The sequence below is a fragment of the Burkholderia sp. IMCC1007 genome (assembly GCF_027257875.1).
Lineage (GTDB): Bacteria > Pseudomonadota > Gammaproteobacteria > Burkholderiales > Burkholderiaceae > Burkholderia.
In genome coordinates this window covers 55,177-77,467 of sequence record NZ_JAPVQY010000012.1, presented here as the reverse complement: position 1 = coordinate 77,467, position 22,291 = coordinate 55,177, and the positions used below count along the sequence as shown (strand labels likewise).

Below are 22,291 nucleotides of genomic sequence, written 5' to 3'. Positions count from 1 at the left end.
GATGTTCACGCTCTACGGCCGCGGCTGGTGCCACCTGTGCGACGACATGCGCGACGCGCTGGCGCCGGTTGCGGCCGAATTCGGTGTCGCGCTCGACTATGTCGACATCGACACCGATCCGGCACTCGTTGCCCGCTATGACGAGGACGTGCCCATACTGCTGCTCGACGGCACGGAAGTGTGCCGGCATCGCTTCGACGAGGGGAGGGTGCGCGACGCGCTCGCGGCCCGGCGCTGAAGCTCGGCTGGCAGGCTGGTGCGGCACCGTTTCGAGCCGCGCGTTTTCGCTTCGGGGGCGGCAGCATTGGCCGCTCACCGGGAAGTCGTTACCGGGCGCGGGCCGCCCGGCGTCCCAAATTACCGCCCGGCAAAGGCCTTTTCGGCTAAAATAAGCCGTTTTTTCACCGACTTACAAGGCGTGCTCCGCAGTCGTCGAGCGCGCCTTTTTCGCTTGATCGGCACTGAATGGATCATATTCGCAATTTCTCGATCATCGCGCACATCGACCATGGCAAGTCGACACTCGCGGATCGCATCATCCAGGTATGCGGCGGCCTCGCCGACCGTGAAATGGAAGCGCAGGTGCTCGACTCGATGGATATCGAGCGCGAGCGCGGCATCACGATCAAGGCGCAGACGGCCGCGTTGTCCTATCGCGCACGCGACGGCAAGGTCTACAACCTGAACCTGATCGATACGCCGGGGCACGTCGACTTCTCGTACGAGGTCAGCCGTTCGCTGTCCGCGTGCGAAGGCGCGCTGCTGGTGGTCGACGCGAGCCAGGGCGTCGAGGCGCAGACGGTCGCGAACTGCTACACGGCGATCGAACTCGGCGTCGAGGTCGTGCCCGTGCTGAACAAGATCGACCTGCCGGCCGCGAACCCCGAGAACGCGATCGAGGAGATCGAGGACGTGATCGGCATCGACGCGACGGACGCGACGCGCTGCAGCGCGAAGACGGGCCTCGGCGTGGAAGACGTGCTCGAATCGCTGATCGCGAAGGTGCCGCCGCCGAAGGGCGATCCGGCCGCGCCGCTGCAGGCGCTGATCATCGACTCATGGTTCGACAACTACGTCGGCGTCGTGATGCTCGTGCGCATCGTCAACGGCACGCTGCGTCCGAAGGACAAGATCAAGATGATGGCGACCGGCGCGCAGTATCCGGTCGAGCACGTCGGCGTGTTCACGCCGAAGTCGCGCAATCTCGAATCGCTGTCGGCCGGGCAGGTGGGCTTCATCATCGCCGGCATCAAGGAACTGACGGCCGCGAAGGTCGGCGATACCGTCACGCACGCGACCAAGCCCGCCGCCGAGCCGCTGCCGGGCTTCAAGGAAGTGAAGCCGCAGGTGTTCGCGGGCCTCTATCCGGTCGAGGCGAACCAGTACGACGCGCTGCGCGAGTCGCTCGAGAAGCTGAAGCTCAACGACGCATCGCTGCAGTACGAGCCGGAAGTGTCGCAGGCGCTCGGCTTCGGTTTCCGCTGCGGCTTCCTCGGGCTGCTGCACATGGAAATCGTGCAGGAGCGGCTCGAGCGCGAGTTCGACATGGACCTCATCACGACCGCGCCGACGGTCGTCTATGAAGTGGTGCAGAGCGACGGCTCGACGATCATGGTCGAGAACCCGGCGAAGATGCCGGAGCCCGGCCGCATCGCCGAAGTGCGCGAGCCGATCGTCACCGTGAACCTGTACATGCCGCAGGACTACGTCGGCTCCGTGATCACGCTGTGCGAGCAGAAGCGCGGCTCGCAGATCAACATGCAGTACCACGGCCGCCAGGTGCAGCTCACGTACGAAATTCCGATGGCCGAGATCGTGCTCGACTTCTTCGATCGCCTGAAGTCGGTGTCGCGCGGCTATGCGTCGATGGACTACGAGTTCACGGAATACCGCTCGTCGGACGTCGTGAAGGTCGACATGCTGATCAACGGCGACAAGGTCGATGCGCTGTCGATCATCGTGCACCGGTCGCAGTCGCAGTATCGCGGCCGTGAGGTGGCCGCGAAGATGCGCGAGATCATCCCGCGCCAGATGTACGACGTGGCGATCCAGGCGGCGATCGGCGCGCACATCGTTGCGCGCGAGAACATCAAGGCGCTGCGCAAGAACGTGCTCGCGAAGTGCTACGGCGGCGACATCACGCGAAAGAAGAAACTGCTCGAGAAGCAGAAAGAAGGTAAGAAACGCATGAAACAGGTGGGTTCGGTCGAGATCCCGCAGGAGGCGTTCCTCGCGATCTTGCGCGTCGAAGACAAATAACAGGACTGATCCTTTTATGAATTTTGCGTTGATTCTTTTTGTGCTCGTCGTCGTGACGGGTGTGGCGTGGGTGTTGGACAAACTGGTGTTCCTGCCGCGGCGACGCAAGGCGGCCGACGTGGCGATCGAGGAGTTCGATCGTCAGCAGTCGCGCGTCGACAAGCGTTTCGCGGATGAAAATGCGGTGCAGACGCGTTCGAAGCTGCGCGACGAGAAGCTGCGTCAGCCGTGGTGGCTCGAGTACACCGCGAGCTTCTTCCCGGTGATTCTCGCGGTGTTCGTCGTGCGTTCGTTCGTCGTCGAGCCGTTCAAGATTCCGTCGGGCTCGATGGTGCCGACGCTGCTCGTCGGCGACTTCATCCTCGTGAACAAGTTCGAATACGGGCTGCGCCTGCCGGTCACGAACACGAAGATCACGCAAGGCAGCCCGCTGTCGCGCGGCGACGTCGTCGTGTTCCGTTATCCGAAGGACGAGTCGGTCGACTACATCAAGCGCGTGATCGGCCTGCCGGGCGACACGGTCGCTTACCAGGACAAGCAACTGACGATCAACGGCCAGCCAGTGCCCGAAACGCCGCTGCCCGATTTCTTCGACGATGAGCGCCAGAACTACGCGAAGCAGTTCGAGGAAACGATCGGCAACAAGAAGAACGCGATCCTCAACAACCCCGCCGTGCCGCCGTTCGTGATGGGCGCCTACGATTTCCCGTATCGCGACAACTGCACGTACAACAGCCGCGGCGTGATCTGCAAGGTGCCGCCGGGCAACTACTTCATGATGGGCGACAACCGCGACAACAGCGCGGACAGCCGCTACTGGGGTTTCGTGCCGGACAACAACATCGTCGGTCGCGCGTTCTTCATCTGGATGAACTTCAGCGATTTGAAGCGCATCGGTTCCTTCCGCTGATCGCGTTGGTCGACTCACGCGCAATCCGCGATGCACGGGCCGCGTCGCGTATTGCCGAACTACTTTAAGAACCGGCGGTAACACCGCCTCGTCACGCCTTTTCGCGTCCGGCCGCGCCGTTTCGGCCCGACCGGCGCCCCGCGTTATACTCCTGCCATGCCCCTATCCCAGTTGGAAAGCCGGCTGCGCTACGAATTTCGCAATGCGGAATTGTTGCGTCAGGCTTTGACCCATCGCAGTCACAGTGCCACGCACAACGAACGGCTCGAGTTTCTCGGCGATTCCGTTCTGAATTGCGCGGTGGCCGCCCTTTTGTTTCAGCGTTTCAGCAAGCTGGACGAAGGTGACCTGTCGCGCGTGCGCGCCAATCTCGTCAAGCAGCAGTCGCTGTATGAAATTGCTCAGGCCCTGAATATCTCGGAAGGGTTGCGGCTGGGCGAGGGCGAACTGCGCAGCGGCGGCTTCCGCCGGCCGTCGATCCTCGCGGACGCGTTCGAAGCCATCATCGGGGCGGTATTCCTCGATGGCGGCTTCGAAGCCGCCCAAGGGGTCATCAAGCGGCTCTACGTGCCGATTCTCGACCACATCGATCCGCGCACGCTCGGCAAGGACGCGAAGACGCTGCTGCAGGAGTATCTGCAGGGGCACAAGATCGCGCTGCCGACCTATACGGTCGTCGCCACGCATGGTGCGGCGCACAATCAGCAGTTCGAGGTCGAATGCACGGTGCCGAAGCTCGACGTGAAGGTGTCGGGTTCCGGCGCGAGCCGGCGTGCGGCCGAGCAGGCCGCCGCGAAGAAGGCGCTCGACGAGGTGCTGGCGGCCGCGCCGATGCTGGCGTCGAAGCCGAAGCGTTCGAAGAATGCGCGCGGTTCGAAGCATGTCGAGCCGGAAATCGTGCCGGGCGTGAAGGGTGTGCAGGAAGCGCTCGACCTGCGCTCTCCCGAGCGCAAGGAACGCGCCGCCGCACGCGACGCGAAGATCGCCGCCGAGGCCGGCGCCGAATCGATCGAGCGTGGGGCGCCGGCGCCGATGGCGGCGATTCGCGCATCCCACGTGGAAACGGCGTTGGACAAGGCCGAACGGCCGGCGAAGCCAGCGGCCGACAAACCCGCCGACAAACCCGCCGACAAATCTGCCGACAAGCCGTCGGACAAGGCAGCCGATCGCGGCGAAGCCGGATCGCGCGCGGCGGACAAACCCGCGGAAGCCGCGCCCCGAGCCGCCGACAAGCCGGCCGGGCACGCGGCCCAGCCGACCGATTCCGTGTCGCCGACCGCTGACAAGCCGGCCGGTCCGGACCCTGCTTCGCGTCCGACGTTGCGCGTCCGCGATGCCGCGTCGCCCGACACCGATACGCCGCCGGGCGGCGCAAGCCTCGCTGCCGCGCACGCGCGCGTGGCCGATGCCGACCACTGAATTGCCCATCGATCGTGCCGCGCGCCGCGCGGCCGGTTCCGAACCTGTCTCCCAAACGATATGAACACTCCCGCTCCTACCGGTTTCCGTTGCGGCATGATCGCGATCGTGGGCCGCCCGAACGTCGGCAAGTCGACGTTGATGAATGCACTCGTCGGCCAGAAGATCAGCATCACGTCGCGCAAGGCGCAGACGACCCGCCACCGCATCACCGGCATCAACACGTTCGACGACGCGCAGTTCGTGTTCGTCGACACGCCGGGTTTCCAGACCCGTCACAGCACCGCGCTGAACCGTTCGCTGAACCGCGCGGTCACGTCGACGCTGACGTCGGTCGACGTGATCCTGTTCGTGATCGAGGCCGGCCGCTTCGGTCCCGACGACCAGAAGGTGCTCGACCTGATCCCGCCCGGCATGCCGACGTTGCTGATCGCGAACAAGATCGACCGCGTGAACGACAAGGCCACGCTGTTCCCGTTCATGCAGAAGGTGAGCGGCCTGCGCGAATTCACCGAGCTCGTGCCGCTGTCCGCGCAGAAGCCGGAAGACATCAAGCGCCTGCTGGATACGATCAAGCCGTACTTGCCGGAAGGCGAGCCGATCTACGGCGAGGACGAGCTGACCGACCGCAGCTCGCGCTTTCTCGCGGCCGAAATCCTGCGCGAGAAGGTGTTCCGCTGGACCGGTGACGAGCTGCCGTACACGAGCACCGTGCTGATCGACAAGTTCGAGGAGGAGGGCCGCCTGAAGCGCATCTTCGCGACGATCCTCGTCGAGCGCGATTCGCACAAGGCGATGGTGATCGGCAAGAAGGGCGAGAAGCTCAAGCAGATCAGCACCGAAGCGCGGATGGATATGGAAAAGCTGTTCGACGGCCCCGTCTACCTCGAGACCTTCGTGAAGGTGAAGAGCGGCTGGGCCGACAACGAGGCAGGGCTGCGCGCCTATGGGTACGAATGACGCGTTGACATCGACCGAAGACGCGGTGACGGCCGGCGCGAACGACGCGCCGCTGCCGGCACCGCCTGAACCGCCGCGTCGCAAGGCGCGGCGTGCGACGTCTCGCACGTCCGATTTCCGCGTCGCCGAGCAGCCGGCGTTCGTGCTGCACAGCTATCCGTACCGCGAAACGAGCCTGATCATCGACGTGCTCACGCGCGATCACGGCCGGCTCGCACTCGTCGCGAAGGGCGCTAAGCGCCCGCATTCCGCGCTGCGCGGCGTGCTGCAGACGTTCCAGCCGCTCTTGCTGTCGTGGTCGGGCAAATCCGAAGTACGCACGCTGACGGGCGCCGAATGGGTGGGCGGCATGTTGCCGCTCGGTGGCGACGGGCTGCTGTGCGGCTTCTACGCGAACGAGCTGCTCGTGAAATTCTGCGCGCGCGAGGATCCTCAGCCGCCGCTCTTCAATCATTACGTGTTGACGCTCACGCGTCTCGCGCACGGCGAACCCGCGGTGCAGGTGCTGCGCTCGTTCGAGCGCGTGCTGCTGCGCGAGACCGGCTATGCGATGGCGCTGAACCGCACGGTCGCGCGCCGCGCGGTCGAGCCCGATGGCCGGTACGTGTTCGATCCCGAGCGCGGCGTGCGCAATGCGGACGACGACGTGCCGTCGCACTGGCCGGTGATTACCGGACAGACGTTGCTCGACATGGAGCAGGACGATTACCATCGAGCCCAGACGGTCGCGCAAAGCAAGACGCTGATGCGCTTCCTGCTGAACACCTATCTCGGCGGTACGCCGCTCGCCACGCGTCAGATCCTGATCGACCTGCAAAATCTATGAGCTTCTTCCTGACCACGCCCACCGCCATCGACCTTGGCGTGAACATCGACCACGTCGCGACGCTGCGCAACGCGCGCGGCACGCGCTATCCCGATCCGATCCGCGCGGCACTCGCCGCCGAAGAGGCCGGCGCGGACGCGATCACGCTGCACCTGCGCGAGGATCGCCGCCATATCGTCGACGCCGACGTGCGCAAGCTGCGCCCGCTGCTGAAGACGCGGATGAACCTCGAATGCGCGGTGACGGCCGAGATGCTCGACATCGCATGCGAAGTGCGTCCGCACGACGCGTGCCTCGTGCCCGAGAAGCGCGAGGAACTCACGACCGAAGGCGGTCTCGACGTCGCCGGCCGCTTCGAGGCCGTGCGCGCGGCGTGCAAGCAGCTCGCGGACGCCGGCGTGCGCGTGTCGCTGTTCATCGACCCGGACGACACGCAGATCCGCGCGGCGCACGAAGCCGGCGCGCCGGTCGTCGAGCTGCATACGGGCCGCTACGCCGATGCGCACGACGAAGCCGAGCAGCAGCGCGAGTACGAGCGCATCGTTGCGGGCGTGCAGGCCGGCGCGCAACTGGGCCTGAAGGTCAACGCCGGTCACGGCCTGCACTACACGAACGTGCAGCAGATCGCCGCGATCGACGGCATCGTCGAACTGAACATCGGCCACGCGATCGTCGCGCACGCGATTTTCGCGGGCTGGGACAACGCGGTGCGCGAGATGAAGGCGATCATGGTCGCCGCGCGTGTCGCCGCACTGCACGGCGGCGCGCGCTGACGATGCGAGGCTGCCGCGCCCTGCACGCCGTGTGCGACGCGCCTGACCCGGCCTTGCCGGGCTACCCCGGCGGAGACTGACATGGCGATCTACGGCATCGGTACCGACATCGCGCAGGTGAGCCGCGTCGCGGCCGTGCTCGAACGCACGGGCGGCCGGTTTGCCGAGAAGGTGCTCGGCCCCGACGAACTGCGCGTGTTTCACGCTCGGCGCGCACGCTCCGAGGCGCGCGGCATCGCGTTTCTCGCGACGCGCTTCTCCGCGAAGGAAGCGTTCTCGAAGGCGATCGGGCTGGGCATGCACTGGCCGATGACGTGGCGCGCGCTGCAGACGCTCAATCACCCGAGCGGCGAGCCGTACGTGGTCGCATCGGGCGAGCTGGCCGACTGGCTGGCCGCGCGCGGCATCACGGCACGCGTGACGGTCAGTGACGAACGCGACTACGCGGTGTCGTTCGTGGTCGCCGAGACGGACGCCGCCCCGCCTGCACCTGTTTCCCGAACCTCTCCCTGACGGACTTCCCGATTCGTTGACGTCATCCTCCGCCTAAAGACGGAGGATTCCCACACCTGGCGATGCACGTCCGCATCGGAGAATGTTCAACGCAGCGTTGGTATCTCGATCATGCTCGACACCACAGTCACTGCAGGCCCATTCTCTTACTCGCAGTCCCGCGATACCTTTCGGCCGCGCCGTGCTGTCTTTCGACCCGCACGCCGAACAGGACTGGGTAGAACCGCTTTCGTCGACTTCCTCGAACGTGACCCCGTGCGCGATCGCTTTGTAGCGGAGCTTGTTCCGGAAGGACGACCAGGATGCGTCGTAGACGCTCTTCGCCATCCTGGTTCTGGCGAGCGTCGCGGCCGACACGTTGCCGACCGCGATGTAATCAAAACGCCGCACCAGATCGAGCGCGAGCTTGTGTTGGAAATCGGCACGGGCATTCGCGACCTTGGCGTGCAGCTTCGCGATATGTCGCTTGTGCTTTCGCGCCCGCTGCGCTTTCGCCAGCTTTTCCGCCGCTCGTCGACCGAACTGGTCATTGGGCAGCTTCTCGCCGGTCGAAAGTGTGGCGAAGTCTTTCAGGCCGAGATCGATGCCGACGCCGGAACGGATCGGGCGGCCCTGAACATCGGGCATCTCGATCACGATATTGAGAAACCAATTACCACGCGCGTCCTGCGCGAAGTTGCTCCCGTCCTTGATCTTACCTTCGGGAAGCGGCCGGCTGTTGAACACGCGAAAGGTGTTGCCGGCGAAACGGAACGCGTCACCCTCGCGCTTCAGGTCACGCCCCTTCAGCGGCATCCAGCCCAGCGATTTCCTGCCGCGATAGCGCAGGTTGGGCCGACGGCGCTGACTGCGCGACTTCGCATATTGCTCGCACGTCGCGTTGATCGTGCCGGAGTGGATGCCGACTTCCTTGCTGCTGCCGGTCGTCAGCACGTTCAGGTCGAATCCCGTCGGCCACTTCTTGCTCCACTTGAGCGCGTGCTTCTGCGAGTCATTGCAAAAGTTCCAGACGTAGTTCACCGCACGGCTCTGCTTGTTCAGCAGTCCGTTGAGCGACTTCACGCGGTAGCGGTAGACAAGAATCATGCCGGTGATCCTAACCCGTGGAAGAAGCTGCCTGTCAACAGCACCCCTTTCCTTCCCGCCATCAATGGCGGAGTTTCTCGGAGCAAATTCTGATGAAAACGACTCCCGGCCCGGTCATGCTCGACGTCGTCGGCACGGCCCTGTCGCGCGACGATGCGCGGCGCCTTGCGCATCCGAACACCGGCGGCGTGATCCTGTTCGCGCGGCATTTCCAGAACCGCGCGCAGCTGACCGCGCTGACCGATTCGATCCGCGCGGTGCGCGAGGACATCCTGATCGCCGTCGATCACGAAGGCGGCCGCGTGCAGCGGTTCCGCACCGATGGTTTCACGGTCTTGCCCGCGATGCGCCGTCTCGGCGACCTGTGGGATCGCGACGTGCTGCTCGCGATGAAGGTCGCGACGGCGGTCGGCTACATCCTCGCCGCCGAGTTGCGCGCATGCGGCATCGACATGAGCTTCACGCCCGTGCTCGACCTCGACTACGGACACTCGAAGGTGATCGGCGATCGCGCGTTCCATCGCGACCCGCGCGTCGTCACGCTGCTCGCGAAGAGCCTGAACCACGGGCTGTCGCTCGCCGGCATGGCGAACTGCGGCAAGCATTTTCCGGGGCACGGTTTCGCGGAGGCCGATTCGCACGTCGCGTTGCCCACCGACGACCGCTCGCTCGACGCGATCCTCAAGCAGGACGTCGCGCCGTACGACTGGCTTGGCTTGTCGCTGTCCGCCGTGATTCCGGCGCACGTGATCTACACGCAGGTCGACAAGCGGCCGGCGGGCTTCTCGCGCGTATGGCTGCAGGACATCCTGCGCGGCCGGCTGGGCTTCACCGGCGCGATCTTCAGCGACGACCTGTCGATGGAAGCGGCGCGCGAAGGCGGCACGCTCACGCAGGCCGCCGACGCGGCGCTCGCCGCCGGCTGCGACATGGTGCTCGTGTGCAACCAGCCGGACGCGGCCGAGGCCGTGCTGAACGGGCTGAACGCACATGCATCGGCCGAGTCGGTGCGGCGCATCAAGCGGATGCGCGGGCGCGGCAAGGCGCTCAAATGGGAGAAGCTGATCGCGCAGCCTGAATACCTGCAGGCGCAGGCGTTGTTGAGCAGCGCACTGGCGTAAGCGGGACGGGCGGCGGGACGCCGCGCCGTTCCGGTCTGACCTGGTTGACGGAAACGAAAAAGCCGCGCAAACGCGCGGCTTTTCTTCATCGGCACGGTGTGTCCGCCAATCCGTCTTTACGCAACTAACCGTCAGCTCCAGCCACCGCCCCCGACAACGGCGGCGCGCTTCAGTTGACCTTCATCCGCTGCAGTTTGTTGTACAGCGTCTTGGGGCTGATGCCGAGCAGGGTCGCCGCACGGTGGCGCGTGCCGCCGACCGCGTCGAGCGTTGCGCGGATCAGCAGATCCTCGACGTCGGACAGCGGGGTGCCGACCTTGATCTGCACGCTGCTGCCGTTCAGTGTGGCACCAGCCGCGAAGCTGGCCTCGCCGGCACGCAGCGTTTCGATGAAGTCGCCCGATGCGTCGTACGCGAAGCGCACGCGCTCCTGCAGTTCGCGCACGTTGCCCAGCCATTCGTAGGACAGGCATTCGCGCACGAAGCCCGGTGCCGCACGCTTGTCGGTCGTGCTGCGGCCCGTGGCACGTGCTTCGCGATTCAGTTCGTCGATCAGCGCATCGGCGATCGCGAGCGCATCGCCGTCACGCTCGCGCAGCGGCGGCATCGTGATCGACGCCGCATCGAGACGCAGCCACAGATCCTCGCGCAGCATCCCGTTCGCGACCGATTCTCGCGCGGGGCGGCGCGTCGTCGCGATCAGCCGGAAGTCGCTGGCGATCGAACTCGTGCCGCCGATCCGCATGAAGTTCTGCGAGTCGAGCGCATGCAGCAGCGCTTCCTGCAGCACGAGCGGCAGCGCGGTGATCTCGTCGAGGCACAGCGTGCCGCCGCCCGCTTGTTCGAACAGGCCCGATTCGCGCCGCTCGGCGCCGTCGAACGCGCCGCGCTCATGGCCGAACAGCACGCTGTCGAGCGACGCGCCGTGACGGCCGGCCTGCGCGATCGTGCGGCAGTCGAACGACACGAACGGCCCCTTGCGGCGCCGGCTCAGGTCGTGCAGCGCGCGCGCGGCCAGCTTCTTGCCGGTACCGGCTTCGCCCGCGAACAGCACGGCCGTTTCGGTACGCGCGTTGTGTTCGATCATGTCGTACACGTGCTGCATCGCGTCGCTGCGGCCGACGAGGGCGCCGAAGCGGCCGAGGTGACGCAGCGACGCGCGCAGCTTCTGCACTTCATCGATCAGTTCGTAGGGCCGCGGAATCCGGGCGAGCAGGCTGCGCAGGCGCGGAATGTTGATCGGCTTCAGCAGGTAGTCCCAGATGCCGTGTCGCAGGCCTTCGATCGCGCTCTCGACCGTCGCGTTGCCCGTCAGCACGATCACCGGCAGCGAACCGTTCGGCTGCTGCTGCGGCAGGTGCTGGAGCAGGTCGAATCCGCTGCCGTCCGGCAGGTTCAGGTCGACGAGGACGACATCGGGAATCGAGCGGCCAAGCGCCGTGCGCGCTTCGGCGAGCGACGTGGCCGTGTCGACCGAGAAGCCGTCTGCAGCGAGCAGCGCGGTGAGGCCGGACAGACTGTTGGGATCGTCTTCGACAATCAGGGCGTGTGGCATGGTGAACGCGAGTCGAGTCAAGAGAGGCGGGCTGTCGGCAGCGAGCCGGCCGCAGCCGCATGTCAGATTAAAAACTGATTTTATGCCCCGCTGAACGCGTAACGAGCAATATTTCTCCGGCGCTATAAAACAGTTACCGATGATACAAATTGAATACCTTTAACGGTGGCGTTGTGCCGCTTCTCGCGGCAGCGCGCGGCCGCTGTTGGTCGCGGGCAAACAAAAAGCGCCCCACAGGGCGCTTTGTTCGATGCGAAATCGCAGACGATTACGCGCGGCTGCGGTATTCGTTCGTGCGCGTATCGATTTCGATCTTGTCGCCGGTATTGCAGAACAGCGGCACTTGCAGTTCGAAGCCCGTTGCGAGCTTCGCGTTCTTCAGCACCTTGCCCGACGACGTGTCGCCCTTGACAGCCGGTTCCGTGTAGGTGATTTCGCGAATCAGGATCGTCGGCAGTTCGACCGAGATCGCCTTTTCATTGTAGAACACGACTTCGCAAGCCATGCCGTCTTCGAGGTAGTTCAGCGCCTCGCCCATCATTTCCGCTTCGACTTCGTACTGGTTGTAGTCGGCGTCCATGAACACGTACATCGGGTCGGCGAAGTACGAGTACGTCACTTCCTTGCGGTCGAGCACGACGACGTCGAACTTGTCGTCAGCCTTGTAGACCGATTCCTGACCTGCGTTCGTCAGCAGGTTCTTCATCTTCATCTTGACGACAGCCGAGTTACGACCCGACTTGTTGTATTCCGCCTTTGCGATGACCCATGCTTCGCTGCCGATCTGCACGACGTTGCCTACGCGGAGTTCCTGTGCGGTCTTCATAAAAACTGTCCTGATCCAATCAAATAAATAGGTGCCTGAGCGTTGCGCAACGGCTGACGGCGCAAGCGGCGGGGCGTTCCGGTGGGCGCCAAGAGCCCAAACGCGAGCGCTTGCGTGGTCAGCCGTCGGATAACCGCTTATTTTAACTGAGATTTTGCGTATTCCGCCAGCTTTCCAGCGAGATCGCCGACGCTCGCCAGTTCGTCGGCCCAGCGGCCCGCATTCGCGTCGAGCGCACTGCGATGTTGCAGCAAATCGGCCCAATCGGGCGTCCCCGCGCCGTTCCATGCATGCCAGAAGCGTTCCAGCGCTGCGCGCGGCGCATCGGCGAGCCCCGCCGATACATGCGCGAGCGCCGCGTCGAGTTTCGGCAGATGCGCATCGTCCGCCTGCGGATAGATGTGCCATACGAACGGCTTGCGCGCCCATTGCGCCCGAACGAACGAATCTTCGCCGCGCACGAAATTGACGTCGGCCACCCACAGCAGCGGGTCGTAATCGGCCTGCGGGACGAACGCGAGCCCGTACGCGGTCAGGTTGCCGCTGCTCGCACGTGCGCCGGCGCCGAACGATTCGACCCCGAAGAACCGCGCGAGCGCAGGCGAAATGCGACCGGCCGGCACGAGCGCGACCACGGGAGATGGGCCGTCGCGCCACTGCGCGAGCAGTGCGCCGACGGCCGGATTCTCGTACGCGAACAGGCTCACGACCGTCGTGCCGGGCGCGGGCGGCGCGCTGCCGGTCGTGCGCTGCCACCACGCGGCGCGTGCCGCGGCGTCGGCTTCGAACGCCGCGCGGCGCGCATCGAGATCGCGCTCCTTCAACACGCCGCCGGTGCCGGCCGACAGTCCCGGAAAGAAGAACGTCTTCAGCAGCGGATAGCGTGGATGCGGCGACGGGCGCAAATGGAAATCGGCGACCCAGTCCTCGGCGCTCAGGTATTCGAGGTTGATCCACACCGGGCGGCGCGTGCGGCGCGCCATCGCCGCGAGATACGCGCCGGGCAACTCGCACGCGAACGCCTCGATCACGACGTCGGCGATGTCCAGCGCGTCGCCGACTTCCGCATGCCAGTGTTCGACGACGATGCCGTCGATCGTCTGGCGGCCGGCATCGGGATCGACCCCTGCTACCAGGCGCGCGAACGTGCCTAGGTCGTCGATGAAGAGGCGCACCTGCCAGCCATGCTCGTGCGCGAGCTGGCGGGCGACGCGCCAGCACACGCCGATGTCGCCGAAGTTGTCGATCACGGTGCAGAAGAGGTCGCATGCGACCGGCTCGTCGGGCGCGAGCGGCGAAGGAGAGGCAGGGGTGGTGCGGGGCATCGAAGCGGGCCCGTGAATGCTCTAAACTGGCGATTCTAATGGACCCGTTCCGCGCCACAAGGTGCCGGGATCACGCATGACATCCCCAGAAGCCGCCGACATTCCGTTCGAACCGAAGAAGATCCTCGCGCAATTGCCGCACATGCCGGGCGTCTACCGTTACTACGACGCAGCGGGCGCCGTGCTCTACGTCGGCAAGGCGCGCGACCTGAAGAAGCGCGTATCGAGCTATTTCACCAAGACGCAGTTGTCGCCGCGCATCGCGATGATGGTCACGCGCATCGCGCGCATCGAGACGACCGTCACGCGCTCGGAGGCCGAGGCGCTGCTGCTCGAGAACAACCTGATCAAGGCGCTCGCGCCGCGTTACAACATCCTGTTTCGCGACGACAAGTCGTATCCGTACCTGAAGCTCACCGCGCACCGTTTCCCGCGCATGGCGTACTACCGCGGCTCGGTCGACAAGCAGAACCAGTATTTCGGGCCGTTCCCGAGCGCGTGGGCCGTGCGCGAGAGCATCCAGATCCTGCAGCGCGTGTTCCAGTTGCGCACCTGCGAGGATTCGGTGTTCAACAACCGCACGCGGCCGTGCCTGCTGCACCAGATCGGGCGCTGCACGGCGCCGTGCGTCGGCGCGATCTCGGCAGACGACTACGCGATCGACGTGTCCAACGCCGCGCGCTTCCTGCTCGGCCGGCAGTCCGAAGTGATGAAGGAGCTCGAGCAGAAGATGCACGCGTTCGCGGGCGAGCTGAAATTCGAGCAGGCGGCGGCCGTGCGCAACCAGATGAGTTCGCTCGCGACGGTGCTGCACCAGCAGGCGATCGAGGTCGGCAGCGACAGCGACGTCGACATCCTCGCGGTCGTCGCGCTGGGCGGGCGCGTGTGCGTGAACCTCGCGATGGTGCGCGGCGGGCGGCATCTCGGCGACAAGGCTTATTTCCCGACGCACGTCGAAAGTGCGCTGACGCTTGCCGAAGGCGGCCTCGGCGACGACACCGACGCGCTGGTGGACGCGGCCGGGGTGCCGGCGGAAGAAGCGACGGTCGAGGTAGCAGAGGGAGCGGCGGAAGAGGCGGAAGAGGCGGAAGAGGCGGAAGAGGTGGAAGAGGCGGCCGGCACGCGCGGCGCGGGGCCGTCGGTGGAGGCCGAGGTGCTCGATGCGTTCATCGCGCAGCACTATCTCGGCAATCGCGTGCCGCCCGTGCTGGTCGTCAGCCATGCGCCCGCGAGCCGCGATCTGCTCGAGCTGCTGTCCGAGCAGGCCGGCCACAAGGTATCGATGGTGCGGCAGCCGCAGGGGCAGCGGCGCGCGTGGCTGTCGATGGCCGAACAGAACGCGCGGCTCGCGCTCGCGCGCCTGCTGTCCGAGCAGGGTTCGCAACAGGCGCGTACGCGTGCGCTCGCGGAGACCCTCAGCTTCGAAAGCGACGATCTCGCGACGCTGCGGATCGAGTGTTTCGACATCAGCCATACGATGGGCGAGGCAACGCAGGCGTCGTGTGTCGTGTACCACCATCACAAGATGCAGTCGGGCGAGTACCGTCGCTACAACATCACCGGCATCACGCCGGGCGACGATTACGCGGCGATGCGGCAGGTGCTCACGCGCCGCTACGAGAAGATGGTCGAGCAGGCGGCACAGGCCGCGGCGGCCGACGACGCGGCCGGCATCGACGGCGAAGCGACGCGCCAGGCCGAGGCATCGAGCCTGCTGCCGAACATCGTGCTGATCGACGGCGGGAAGGGTCAAGTCGAGATCGCCCGCCAGGTGTTCACGGAGCTCGGGCTCGACACGTCGATGCTGGTCGGCGTCGCGAAAGGCGAGGGACGCAAGGTCGGCCTCGAGACGCTCGTATTCGCGGATGGCCGTACGCCGCTCGAACTCGGCAAGGAGAGCGCCGCGCTGATGCTCGTCGCGCAGATCCGCGACGAGGCGCACCGTTTCGCGATCACCGGGATGCGTGCGAAGCGGGCGAAGGCGCGCCAGACGTCGCGGCTCGAGGAACTCGAAGGGGTCGGCGCGAAACGTCGGCAGCGGCTGCTCGCGCGGTTCGGCGGGCTGCGCGGCGTCGTTGCGGCGAGCGTCGAGGAGCTGGCGAGCGTCGACGGCATCTCGCATGCACTGGCCGAGCAGATCTACAAGCAGCTTCACTGACAGGCCGTGCGGCCGGTCGCCTCCGCGCGCGTTTTCGCGTTCTTGTGGCAGGCCGGTCGACACGGCACAATTGCGAATCCTTTACTGACCCGCATGCCATGCCGTTCAATTTCCCGATTTTCCTGACGTGGGTCCGGATCGTGCTGATCCCGCTCGTCGTCGGCGTGTTCTATCTGCCGGACACGGTGATGGGCGGCGCGCACCGCAATATCGCGGCGGCGGCGATCTTCATTCTCGCCGCGTTGACCGACTGGTTCGACGGGTATCTCGCCCGCAAGTGGAACCAGACGTCGTCGTTCGGCGCATTCCTCGATCCGGTCGCGGACAAGCTGATGGTGACGGCGGCGCTCCTGATCCTCGTGCAGATTTCGCGGGTCGACGCGGCGATTGCGTTGGTGATCGTCGGGCGCGAGATCGCGATCTCCGCGTTGCGCGAGTGGATGGCACAGATCGGCGCGTCGAAGAGCGTCGCGGTGAATCAGCTCGGCAAATTCAAGACCGCATGCCAGATGGTCGCGATCCCGATGCTGCTTTACTACGGCCCGCTGCCGCTCGGCATCGCGACGATCGACACGCGCGTGTGGGGCGAATGGCTGATGTATCTCGCGGCGGTGCTGACGATCTGGTCGATGCTGTACTACATGAAGCTCGCATGGCCGCAGATCCGCGAGCGCGGCGGCGCGTGAGCCGGGTGCATACGGTCGATCGCGCAGGTTTTTGGAAAAAGGGCTGGAAAAGCCCTTGACACACGAATGTGCCTTCGACATAATCTCGCTTCTCCGCTGCACGACGAAGTAAGTGTGTGACGGGGAAGCAGTAGCGCAGCAATACGCGGGAGTAGCTCAGTTGGTAGAGCGCAACCTTGCCAAGGTTGAGGTCGCGAGTTCGAGACTCGTCTCCCGCTCCAGATTTTTCTGGCAGCGTGTTGTACGGCAAAGCGCTGCAGATGCAGGACACATGCGGGAGTAGCTCAGTTGGTAGAGCGCAACCTTGCCAAGGTTGAGGTCGCGAGTTCGAGACTCGTCTCCCGCTCCAGATTTTCTGGCAGCGTGTTGTACGGCAAGACGCTGCATGTGCAGGACAATGCGGGAGTAGCTCAGTTGGTAGAGCGCAACCTTGCCAAGGTTGAGGTCGCGAGTTCGAGACTCGTCTCCCGCTCCAGGTAATGGGGAAGCCAGGCTTCCCTTTTTATTTGATGGACTGATGGTCCTCGAATAAAAAATCTGTCAGTTGTCTTCATGGCATCCGGACAGTCCGCTTTTGGCGCGATAGCAAAGCGGTTATGCAGCGGCCTGCAAAGCCGTTTAGGCCGGTTCGACTCCGGCTCGCGCCTCCAGCAAGAAAAGAAAAGCCCCGCTTCGACGGGGCTTTTCTTTTTTCTGCGCGCAGATGCCCATCCTTGTTGCTCATTTGTGGCGGCGGCGCCGTCGCTGCCGGAGAGCGGCGCTGCGGCGACTCTTCAACGCCGCCCGCGTCATCATGAACGAGCCGAAGAGGTGCTGCCGTTCACCCATCCACCGGCTGCGCCGGCGTTTCGAGCCTGAGCTGGTAGAACGCCGCATCGAGCCAGCGGCCGAACTTGAATCCCGCTTCGGTGATCGTGCCCGAGTGCACGAAGCCGAGCCGCGTATGCAGCGCGACGCTGCCGCCGTTGGTCGCGTCGATACAGCCGACCAGCACGTGCACGCCCGCTTCGCGCGCGCGGCGGATCAACTCGCGCAGCAGAAACTCGCCGAGCCCGCGGCCGCGATGGTCGCGATGCACGTAGACGCTGTGTTCGACCGTGTACTTGAACGCCGGGAACGCACGGAACGTGCCCCAGCTCGCGAAGCCGACCAGCGTGCCGGCTTCATCCACCGCACCGACGACCGGAAAACCGCCCGCACGCTTCGTCGCGAACCACGTGACCATCGCTTCCGGCGGGCGCGGCTGGTAGTCGTACAGCGCGGTCGAGTTCACGATCGCGTCGTTGAGGATCTCGAGGATGGCGGCTGCATGCTCGGCTTCGCTGCAATCGATCAGGCGCACGTCGTCGCGCTGTTTCGGGGAATTCATACGGGCTCCTGCGCCTGGCGGCTTTGAACGAATGACGGATTACACGTTCCGCACGCCGGTGGCGGCGGATACATCGCAGATCGCGACGACATAGCGCGCGGCCTGCGACGACGGATTACTGAAAATCAGCGGCTGATCGAGCCGCATGGCCAGGCAGTCGCCTTCGTGAAGTTCGTGAAGCTGATCGCCGAACGTGACGTCGACGCGCCCGTGGACGACCCAAACCTGCTGATGCAGCGCGCTTTCGCGTCCGCCGCTATCGTATGCGACACGTGCACCGGCCGGGAAATCGACCTCGACGAGCTGAATCGGCGACGGCCAGCCGGGCGGGGACACATTGCGCCGCACATAACCGGACGCCGGATCGCGCCATTCCGTCTGCTGCGCGCGCCGCACCAGCGGTTGCGCGCGCGCATCGTCGCGATCGCCGCCGAACAGCCCGGCCAATGACACGCCGAGGCCCGCGGCGAGCTTGTCGAGCACGACGGCCGTCGGGCTGGCCGACGCACGCTCGATGAGCGAGATCATCGAACGACTGACGCCGGAGCGCGCGGCGAGCGCATCGAGCGTGTAGCCTCTCAACGTGCGCAGGTCGCGCACGCGACGAGCGATGCGTTCGTTGATGCCGGTATCGTCGGCAGCCGAGGTGGTCGTTTCTTGCATGATGGATTTATTTTCCAGCAAGTTGGAATTTGATGTCAACGGTATTCATCATGGTTCGACGCTTGCTGCGCGCCTATGTCGAGCGTAATATACAAAACGACTACATTTCGCTTAATTAGAGACATATGGGAATCATCAAGATATCCGAGCACATGCACGAACGACTGCGCTCGACCAGCACGGCGTTGAGCCGCTCGATCAATGCGCAGGCGGAGCACTGGCTGCGGGTCGGGATGATGTCGGAACTCAATCCGTCGCTGTCCTATGGCGACATCTGCCGGATGCTGATCGACGCCGAAGCGCGCGGTGGCGATACCGGGCCGACGGAGTCGGTGGCACACGGCATCGAGCAGGTGGCGTAATGGCGAAGCGCGACATCCCGATCCGCGGCGCCGCTGAAATCGCCAAGTCGCGCGAGGCTGCGAAGCTCGCGTCCCAGGTGCTGACGATGATCACCGAGCACGTGAAGCCGGGCGTCACCACCGACGACCTGGACGTCCTCTGCCGCGAATACATCGTCGACGAACTCGGTGCGATCCCGGCGAACATCGGTTACCACGGCTATCCAAAGACGCTTTGCACGTCGGTCAATCACGTGGTCTGCCATGGCATTCCGTCGTCGCGGCCGCTGCGCGACGGCGATATCGTGAACCTCGACATCGCGGTGATCAAGGACGGCTGGTTCGGCGACACGAGCCGCATGTACTTCGCCGGCGAGCCGGGCGAACTTGCGCGGCGCCTCGTCGCGGCGACCTATGAGGCGATGCATGCGGGCATCCGTGCGGTGCGTCCGGGCGCGACGCTCGGCGACGTCGGCTATGCGATCCAGCAGGTCGCGCATCGCGAAGGGTTCAGCGTGGTTCGCGAGTACTGCGGCCACGGGATCGGCGACGTGTACCACGACGAGCCGCAGGTGCTGCATTACGGCCGCCCGGGCACCGGCGTGCCGCTGCGGCCGGGGATGATCTTCACGATCGAGCCGATGCTGAATGCGGGCAAGCGCGATACGCGCGTGCTGGCCGACGGCTGGACGGTGGTCACGAAGGACCATTCGCTGTCCGCGCAATGGGAGCACATGGTCGTGGTGACGGAGCAGGGCTTCGAGGTGTTGACGGACGACGTGACGCCGCAGGCGTCCGAGGCGCTTTCCGGCACGCACGCGGCCTGACGCGGCCGGACGCGCACGGCAGGCCGCACGCAGCAGAGGTGCCACGAAAAAGTGCCCCGATCGGGGCACTTTTGTCTGTGCGGTCGCACAGCGCCTTTCAGCGCGCGACAGTCGCGACCGGCAGCGCAGCGCTTCGCTTATCGACCGCGCGCCTTTTCCCACGCGTGTTCGACGAACACACGGCACAGCGCTTCCATCCCGTTGCGGTCCTCGTCGTCGAAACGCGCGGCGACCGGGCTGTCGACGTCCCACACGCCGATCAGCGTGCCGTCGGCCGCGACCAGCGGCACGACGATCTCCGATTCCGACGCGGCATCGCATGCGATATGGCCCGGGAATTCATGCACGTCGCGCACGACCTGCGTCTCGCGGGTCTGCGCAGCCGTGCCGCACACGCCTTTGCCGAGTGCGATCCGCACGCACGCGGGCTTGCCCTGGAACGGCCCGACCACGAGCTCCGTGCCGTCGAAGAAATAGAAGCCGGCCCAGTTCAGGCGATCGAGCGAGTGATAGACGAGCGCGGAGAAGTTCGCGGCGTTCGCGGTCAGGTCGCGTTCCGATTCGACGAGCGCGCGTGCCTGCTCGACGAGCGTCGCATAGAGTTCGGCCTTGGAGGCGTGAGGGTCGTTGGACAGCGTGAACATGGCGGGAATGCAATAAGGGTTGTGAAAAGCGCGATGCGCGCCCCGCAGTCTACGGCACGCGCGGCCCGTCTGCAGCGTCCGGTTCGCCATTGCGTGACAGAAGCGGCGGCGCAGGCTGGCGCGAAGCCGGTCAATCGGGTTCGAGTTCGGCGAACCGCTCGGCCAGGAAATCGAGCAGCGCGCGCACCGCGGGCAGCAGTCCGCGCCGCGACGCGAACACGGCGTGCACGACCTCGCGGCGCGGCGCCCAGTCCGGCAGCACGGTCGCCAGTTCACCGCGCGCGACTTCGTCGCGCACCATCATCGTCGGCAACTGCACGACGCCGACGCCCGCGACGGCGGCCGCGCGCAGCGCCAGCATGCCACCCGTCACGTAGCGCGGCTGGTGGTGGATTTCCGCTTGAGCGCCGTCGGGGCCGCGCAACCGCCACACGTGCGATGCCAGCGGCACGCCGTGATCGAGGCTCGGCAGGCGCGTGAGATCGGCGGCCACGGCCGGCACGCCGTGTTCGCGCAGCAACGCGGGGCTCGCGACGAGGCACTGGCCGCGCTCGGCCAGCACGCGCAGCGCGAGATCGCTGTCTTCCAGCGGCGGCGGACGCACGCGGATCGCGACGTCGATCCCTTCGCCGACCACGTCGACGCGCCGGTTGGTCGCCTCCAGATGAATCTCGACGCGCGGGCACGCGACCATGAACGCGGCGATCATCGTGCCGACGAGCGAATCGAGCAGCACGACCGGGCAACTGACGCGCACGATGCCGCGCGGCTCCTCGTGCAGCAGCGCGATCGCCTCGTCGGCGGCATCCGCCTCGACGAGCATCGCGCGACAATGCGCGTAGTAGGTCTGGCCGACGTCGGTGACCGTGAAACGGCGCGTCGAACGCTGGATCAGCCGCATCCCGAGCCGCGCCTCGAGCAGCGCGATACGGCGGCTCAGCTTCGATTTTGGCATGTTCAGCGCACGTCCGGCCGGCGCGAAGCCGCCGTGCTCGACGACTTGCACGAAGTAATAGAGGTCGTTCAGATCCCGGTCGGTATCGTTCATGAAATAGAACGCTGAGTGCGATTTTGGCAGTCTACCGGATCGATCGTTCCACCTCTATATTCCTACTCAGGATGCGAAACACGTGTTTCGCCGCAATTCGGAGAAGGCAAATGAAGAAGATCCAGGGTGTCTACAGTGCGCCGCGCGGCCATTGGGTCGGCGACGGTTTCCCGGTGCGTTCGATGTTCAGCTATCAGACTCATGGTGCGCACCTGAGCCCGTTCCTGCTGCTCGACTACGCGGGGCCTGCGAACTTCGAGCCGGCTTCGGCGCCGCGCGGAGTGGGCCAGCACCCGCACCGCGGCTTCGAAACGGTGACGATCGTCTATGACGGCGAAGTCGCGCACCGCGACTCGACCGGCGCGGGCGGCACGATCGGCCCGGGTGACGTGCAGTGGATGACGGCCGGCAGCGGGATCCTGCACGAGGAATTCCACTCCGAAGCGTTCACGAAGCGGGGCGGTCCGCTGGAGATGGTGCAGTTGTGGGTGAACCTGCCCGCCGCCGACAAGATGAATGCGCCCGGCTATCAGACGATTCTGGACGCGGACATCCCGGTGGTCGAACTGCCGGACGGCGCGGGTCGCGCGCGGATCATCGCGGGCGAATTCGACGGGCGGCGCGGCCCGGCCCGCACGCATACGCCGATCGACGTGTGGGACGTGCGGCTCGCAGCCGGCGGCCGGGCACGGTTCCCGATCGCCGAGGGGCGCACGCTCGCGGTGGTCGTGCTGAGCGGCACGTTGCTGGTGAACGGCGAGACGGTCGCCCGCGAAGCGCAGTTCGTGCAACTGAGCCGCGACGGCCGCGACGTCGAGATCGAGGCGAATGGCGACGCGAAGCTGCTGATCCTGAGCGGCGAGCCGATCGATGAGCCGGTCGTCGGTTACGGGCCGTTCGTGATGAACTCGCAAGAGGAAATCCGCGCCGCGATCGACGATTTCAACAGCGGCCGCTTCGGCCAGATGCCGGCATGACGGAC

The 22,291-nt window shown here is 65.5% G+C and carries 22 protein-coding genes and 4 tRNA genes; 18 read left to right on the top strand and 8 right to left on the bottom strand.

All coding sequences use genetic code 11. The features are described 5' to 3' along the window. Window position 1: 1 nt before the first annotated feature. From O1Q03_RS14045 to acpS, 8 genes are all read left to right on the top strand, one after another. Window positions 2–238 carry a glutaredoxin family protein gene (locus O1Q03_RS14045; protein ID WP_269504173.1) on the top strand — a complete coding sequence of 79 codons (237 nt, stop codon included), beginning with the start codon at window positions 2–4 and terminating at the stop codon, window positions 236–238. 227 nt (window positions 239–465) lie between these two features. Further along, window positions 466–2,259 (top strand): translation elongation factor 4, encoded by a 1,794-nt coding sequence (lepA, locus tag O1Q03_RS14040; RefSeq protein WP_269504172.1) that lies wholly within the window; start codon window positions 466–468, stop codon window positions 2,257–2,259. Window positions 2,260–2,275: 16 nt separating this feature from the next. Continuing rightward, window positions 2,276–3,169, top strand: coding sequence for a signal peptidase I (lepB, locus tag O1Q03_RS14035; protein ID WP_269504171.1), 894 nt, complete (start codon window positions 2,276–2,278; stop codon window positions 3,167–3,169). Window positions 3,170–3,325: 156 nt separating this feature from the next. After that, window positions 3,326–4,588 carry a ribonuclease III gene (rnc, locus tag O1Q03_RS14030; protein WP_269504170.1) on the top strand — a complete coding sequence of 421 codons (1,263 nt, stop codon included), beginning with the start codon at window positions 3,326–3,328 and terminating at the stop codon, window positions 4,586–4,588. 60 nt (window positions 4,589–4,648) lie between these two features. Then, window positions 4,649–5,548, top strand: coding sequence for a GTPase Era (gene era, locus O1Q03_RS14025; RefSeq protein WP_050011463.1), 900 nt, complete (start codon window positions 4,649–4,651; stop codon window positions 5,546–5,548). Next, window positions 5,535–6,374 carry a DNA repair protein RecO gene (recO, locus tag O1Q03_RS14020; RefSeq protein ID WP_269504165.1) on the top strand — a complete coding sequence of 280 codons (840 nt, stop codon included), beginning with the start codon at window positions 5,535–5,537 and terminating at the stop codon, window positions 6,372–6,374. The genes era and recO overlap by 14 nt, the downstream gene beginning before the upstream one ends. Beyond that, window positions 6,371–7,147, top strand: coding sequence for a pyridoxine 5'-phosphate synthase (gene pdxJ / locus O1Q03_RS14015; protein ID WP_269504164.1), 777 nt, complete (start codon window positions 6,371–6,373; stop codon window positions 7,145–7,147). Before recO ends, pdxJ begins: the two co-directional genes overlap by 4 nt. 81 nt (window positions 7,148–7,228) lie before the next feature. Then, window positions 7,229–7,660 (top strand): holo-ACP synthase, encoded by a 432-nt coding sequence (acpS, locus tag O1Q03_RS14010; RefSeq protein ID WP_269504163.1) that lies wholly within the window; start codon window positions 7,229–7,231, stop codon window positions 7,658–7,660. 33 nt (window positions 7,661–7,693) lie between these two features. Here acpS and O1Q03_RS14005 read toward each other — a convergent pair whose 3' ends face one another. After that, entirely contained in the window at window positions 7,694–8,746 is a 1,053-nt protein-coding gene (locus O1Q03_RS14005; protein WP_269504161.1) for an RNA-guided endonuclease InsQ/TnpB family protein, read from the bottom strand. A gap of 92 nt (window positions 8,747–8,838) precedes the next feature. On the opposite strand from O1Q03_RS14005, the gene nagZ reads away from it, so the two are divergent. Continuing rightward, entirely contained in the window at window positions 8,839–9,867 is a 1,029-nt protein-coding gene (gene nagZ, locus O1Q03_RS14000; RefSeq protein WP_269504159.1) for a beta-N-acetylhexosaminidase, read from the top strand. A gap of 169 nt (window positions 9,868–10,036) precedes the next feature. Here nagZ and O1Q03_RS13995 read toward each other — a convergent pair whose 3' ends face one another. From O1Q03_RS13995 to earP, 3 genes are all read right to left on the bottom strand, one after another. Beyond that, on the bottom strand, window positions 10,037–11,422 hold the full coding sequence (locus O1Q03_RS13995) for a sigma-54-dependent transcriptional regulator (RefSeq protein ID WP_269504158.1): 1,386 nt from the start codon (window positions 11,420–11,422) through the stop codon (window positions 10,037–10,039). A 268-nt stretch (window positions 11,423–11,690) separates the two neighbouring features. Further along, complete coding sequence (gene efp, locus O1Q03_RS13990; protein WP_269504157.1) at window positions 11,691–12,248, bottom strand: elongation factor P; 558 nt, start codon at window positions 12,246–12,248, stop codon at window positions 11,691–11,693. Window positions 12,249–12,385: 137 nt separating this feature from the next. Beyond that, a complete protein-coding gene (earP, locus tag O1Q03_RS13985; RefSeq protein WP_269504154.1) occupies window positions 12,386–13,573 on the bottom strand; it encodes an elongation factor P maturation arginine rhamnosyltransferase EarP in 1,188 nt (395 codons plus the stop codon). 76 nt (window positions 13,574–13,649) lie between these two features. On the opposite strand from earP, the gene uvrC reads away from it, so the two are divergent. The 6 genes from uvrC to O1Q03_RS13955 all read left to right on the top strand — a co-directional run bounded on the left by uvrC (window position 13,650) and on the right by O1Q03_RS13955 (window position 17,067). Next, window positions 13,650–15,731, top strand: a complete 2,082-nt coding sequence (uvrC, locus tag O1Q03_RS13980; RefSeq protein ID WP_269504152.1) for an excinuclease ABC subunit UvrC — start codon at window positions 13,650–13,652, stop codon at window positions 15,729–15,731. Window positions 15,732–15,829: 98 nt separating this feature from the next. Further along, the gene (gene pgsA / locus O1Q03_RS13975; protein WP_124829242.1) at window positions 15,830–16,417 is read left to right on the top strand and encodes a CDP-diacylglycerol--glycerol-3-phosphate 3-phosphatidyltransferase; all 588 of its coding nucleotides are present in this window, start codon (window positions 15,830–15,832) and stop codon (window positions 16,415–16,417) included. Between the two features lie 145 nt (window positions 16,418–16,562). Next, window positions 16,563–16,638, top strand: a tRNA-Gly gene (locus tag O1Q03_RS13970). A 52-nt stretch (window positions 16,639–16,690) separates the two neighbouring features. After that, window positions 16,691–16,766, top strand: a tRNA-Gly gene (locus O1Q03_RS13965). A 50-nt stretch (window positions 16,767–16,816) separates the two neighbouring features. Further along, window positions 16,817–16,892 (top strand) — tRNA-Gly (locus O1Q03_RS13960). 101 nt (window positions 16,893–16,993) lie between these two features. Continuing rightward, window positions 16,994–17,067: transfer RNA gene (locus O1Q03_RS13955), tRNA-Cys, on the top strand. A 170-nt stretch (window positions 17,068–17,237) separates the two neighbouring features. Here O1Q03_RS13955 and O1Q03_RS13950 read toward each other — a convergent pair. After that, window positions 17,238–17,786 carry a GNAT family N-acetyltransferase gene (locus tag O1Q03_RS13950; protein WP_269504149.1) on the bottom strand — a complete coding sequence of 183 codons (549 nt, stop codon included), beginning with the start codon at window positions 17,784–17,786 and terminating at the stop codon, window positions 17,238–17,240. Between the two features lie 39 nt (window positions 17,787–17,825). After that, entirely contained in the window at window positions 17,826–18,449 is a 624-nt protein-coding gene (locus tag O1Q03_RS13945; protein WP_269504147.1) for a helix-turn-helix domain-containing protein, read from the bottom strand. A 125-nt stretch (window positions 18,450–18,574) separates the two neighbouring features. Here O1Q03_RS13945 and O1Q03_RS13940 point away from each other — a divergent pair, with 125 nt between their 5' ends. Together O1Q03_RS13940 and map are read left to right on the top strand one after the other, a co-directional pair. After that, on the top strand, window positions 18,575–18,811 hold the full coding sequence (locus O1Q03_RS13940; RefSeq protein WP_269504145.1) for a ParD-like family protein: 237 nt from the start codon (window positions 18,575–18,577) through the stop codon (window positions 18,809–18,811). Beyond that, a complete protein-coding gene (gene map, locus O1Q03_RS13935) occupies window positions 18,811–19,617 on the top strand; it encodes a type I methionyl aminopeptidase (RefSeq protein ID WP_269504143.1) in 807 nt (268 codons plus the stop codon). Before O1Q03_RS13940 ends, map begins: the two co-directional genes overlap by 1 nt. A gap of 137 nt (window positions 19,618–19,754) precedes the next feature. On the opposite strand, the gene O1Q03_RS13930 is transcribed toward map, so the two are convergent. Continuing rightward, on the bottom strand, window positions 19,755–20,261 hold the full coding sequence (locus tag O1Q03_RS13930) for a GAF domain-containing protein (RefSeq protein ID WP_269504141.1): 507 nt from the start codon (window positions 20,259–20,261) through the stop codon (window positions 19,755–19,757). Window positions 20,262–20,391: 130 nt separating this feature from the next. Further along, on the bottom strand, window positions 20,392–21,309 hold the full coding sequence (locus O1Q03_RS13925; RefSeq protein WP_269504140.1) for a LysR family transcriptional regulator: 918 nt from the start codon (window positions 21,307–21,309) through the stop codon (window positions 20,392–20,394). Window positions 21,310–21,419: 110 nt separating this feature from the next. Between O1Q03_RS13925 and O1Q03_RS13920 the strand changes: the two genes are divergently transcribed. Then, window positions 21,420–22,286 (top strand): pirin family protein, encoded by an 867-nt coding sequence (locus tag O1Q03_RS13920; protein WP_269504139.1) that lies wholly within the window; start codon window positions 21,420–21,422, stop codon window positions 22,284–22,286. The last annotated feature ends 5 nt before the right edge of the window (window positions 22,287–22,291 follow it).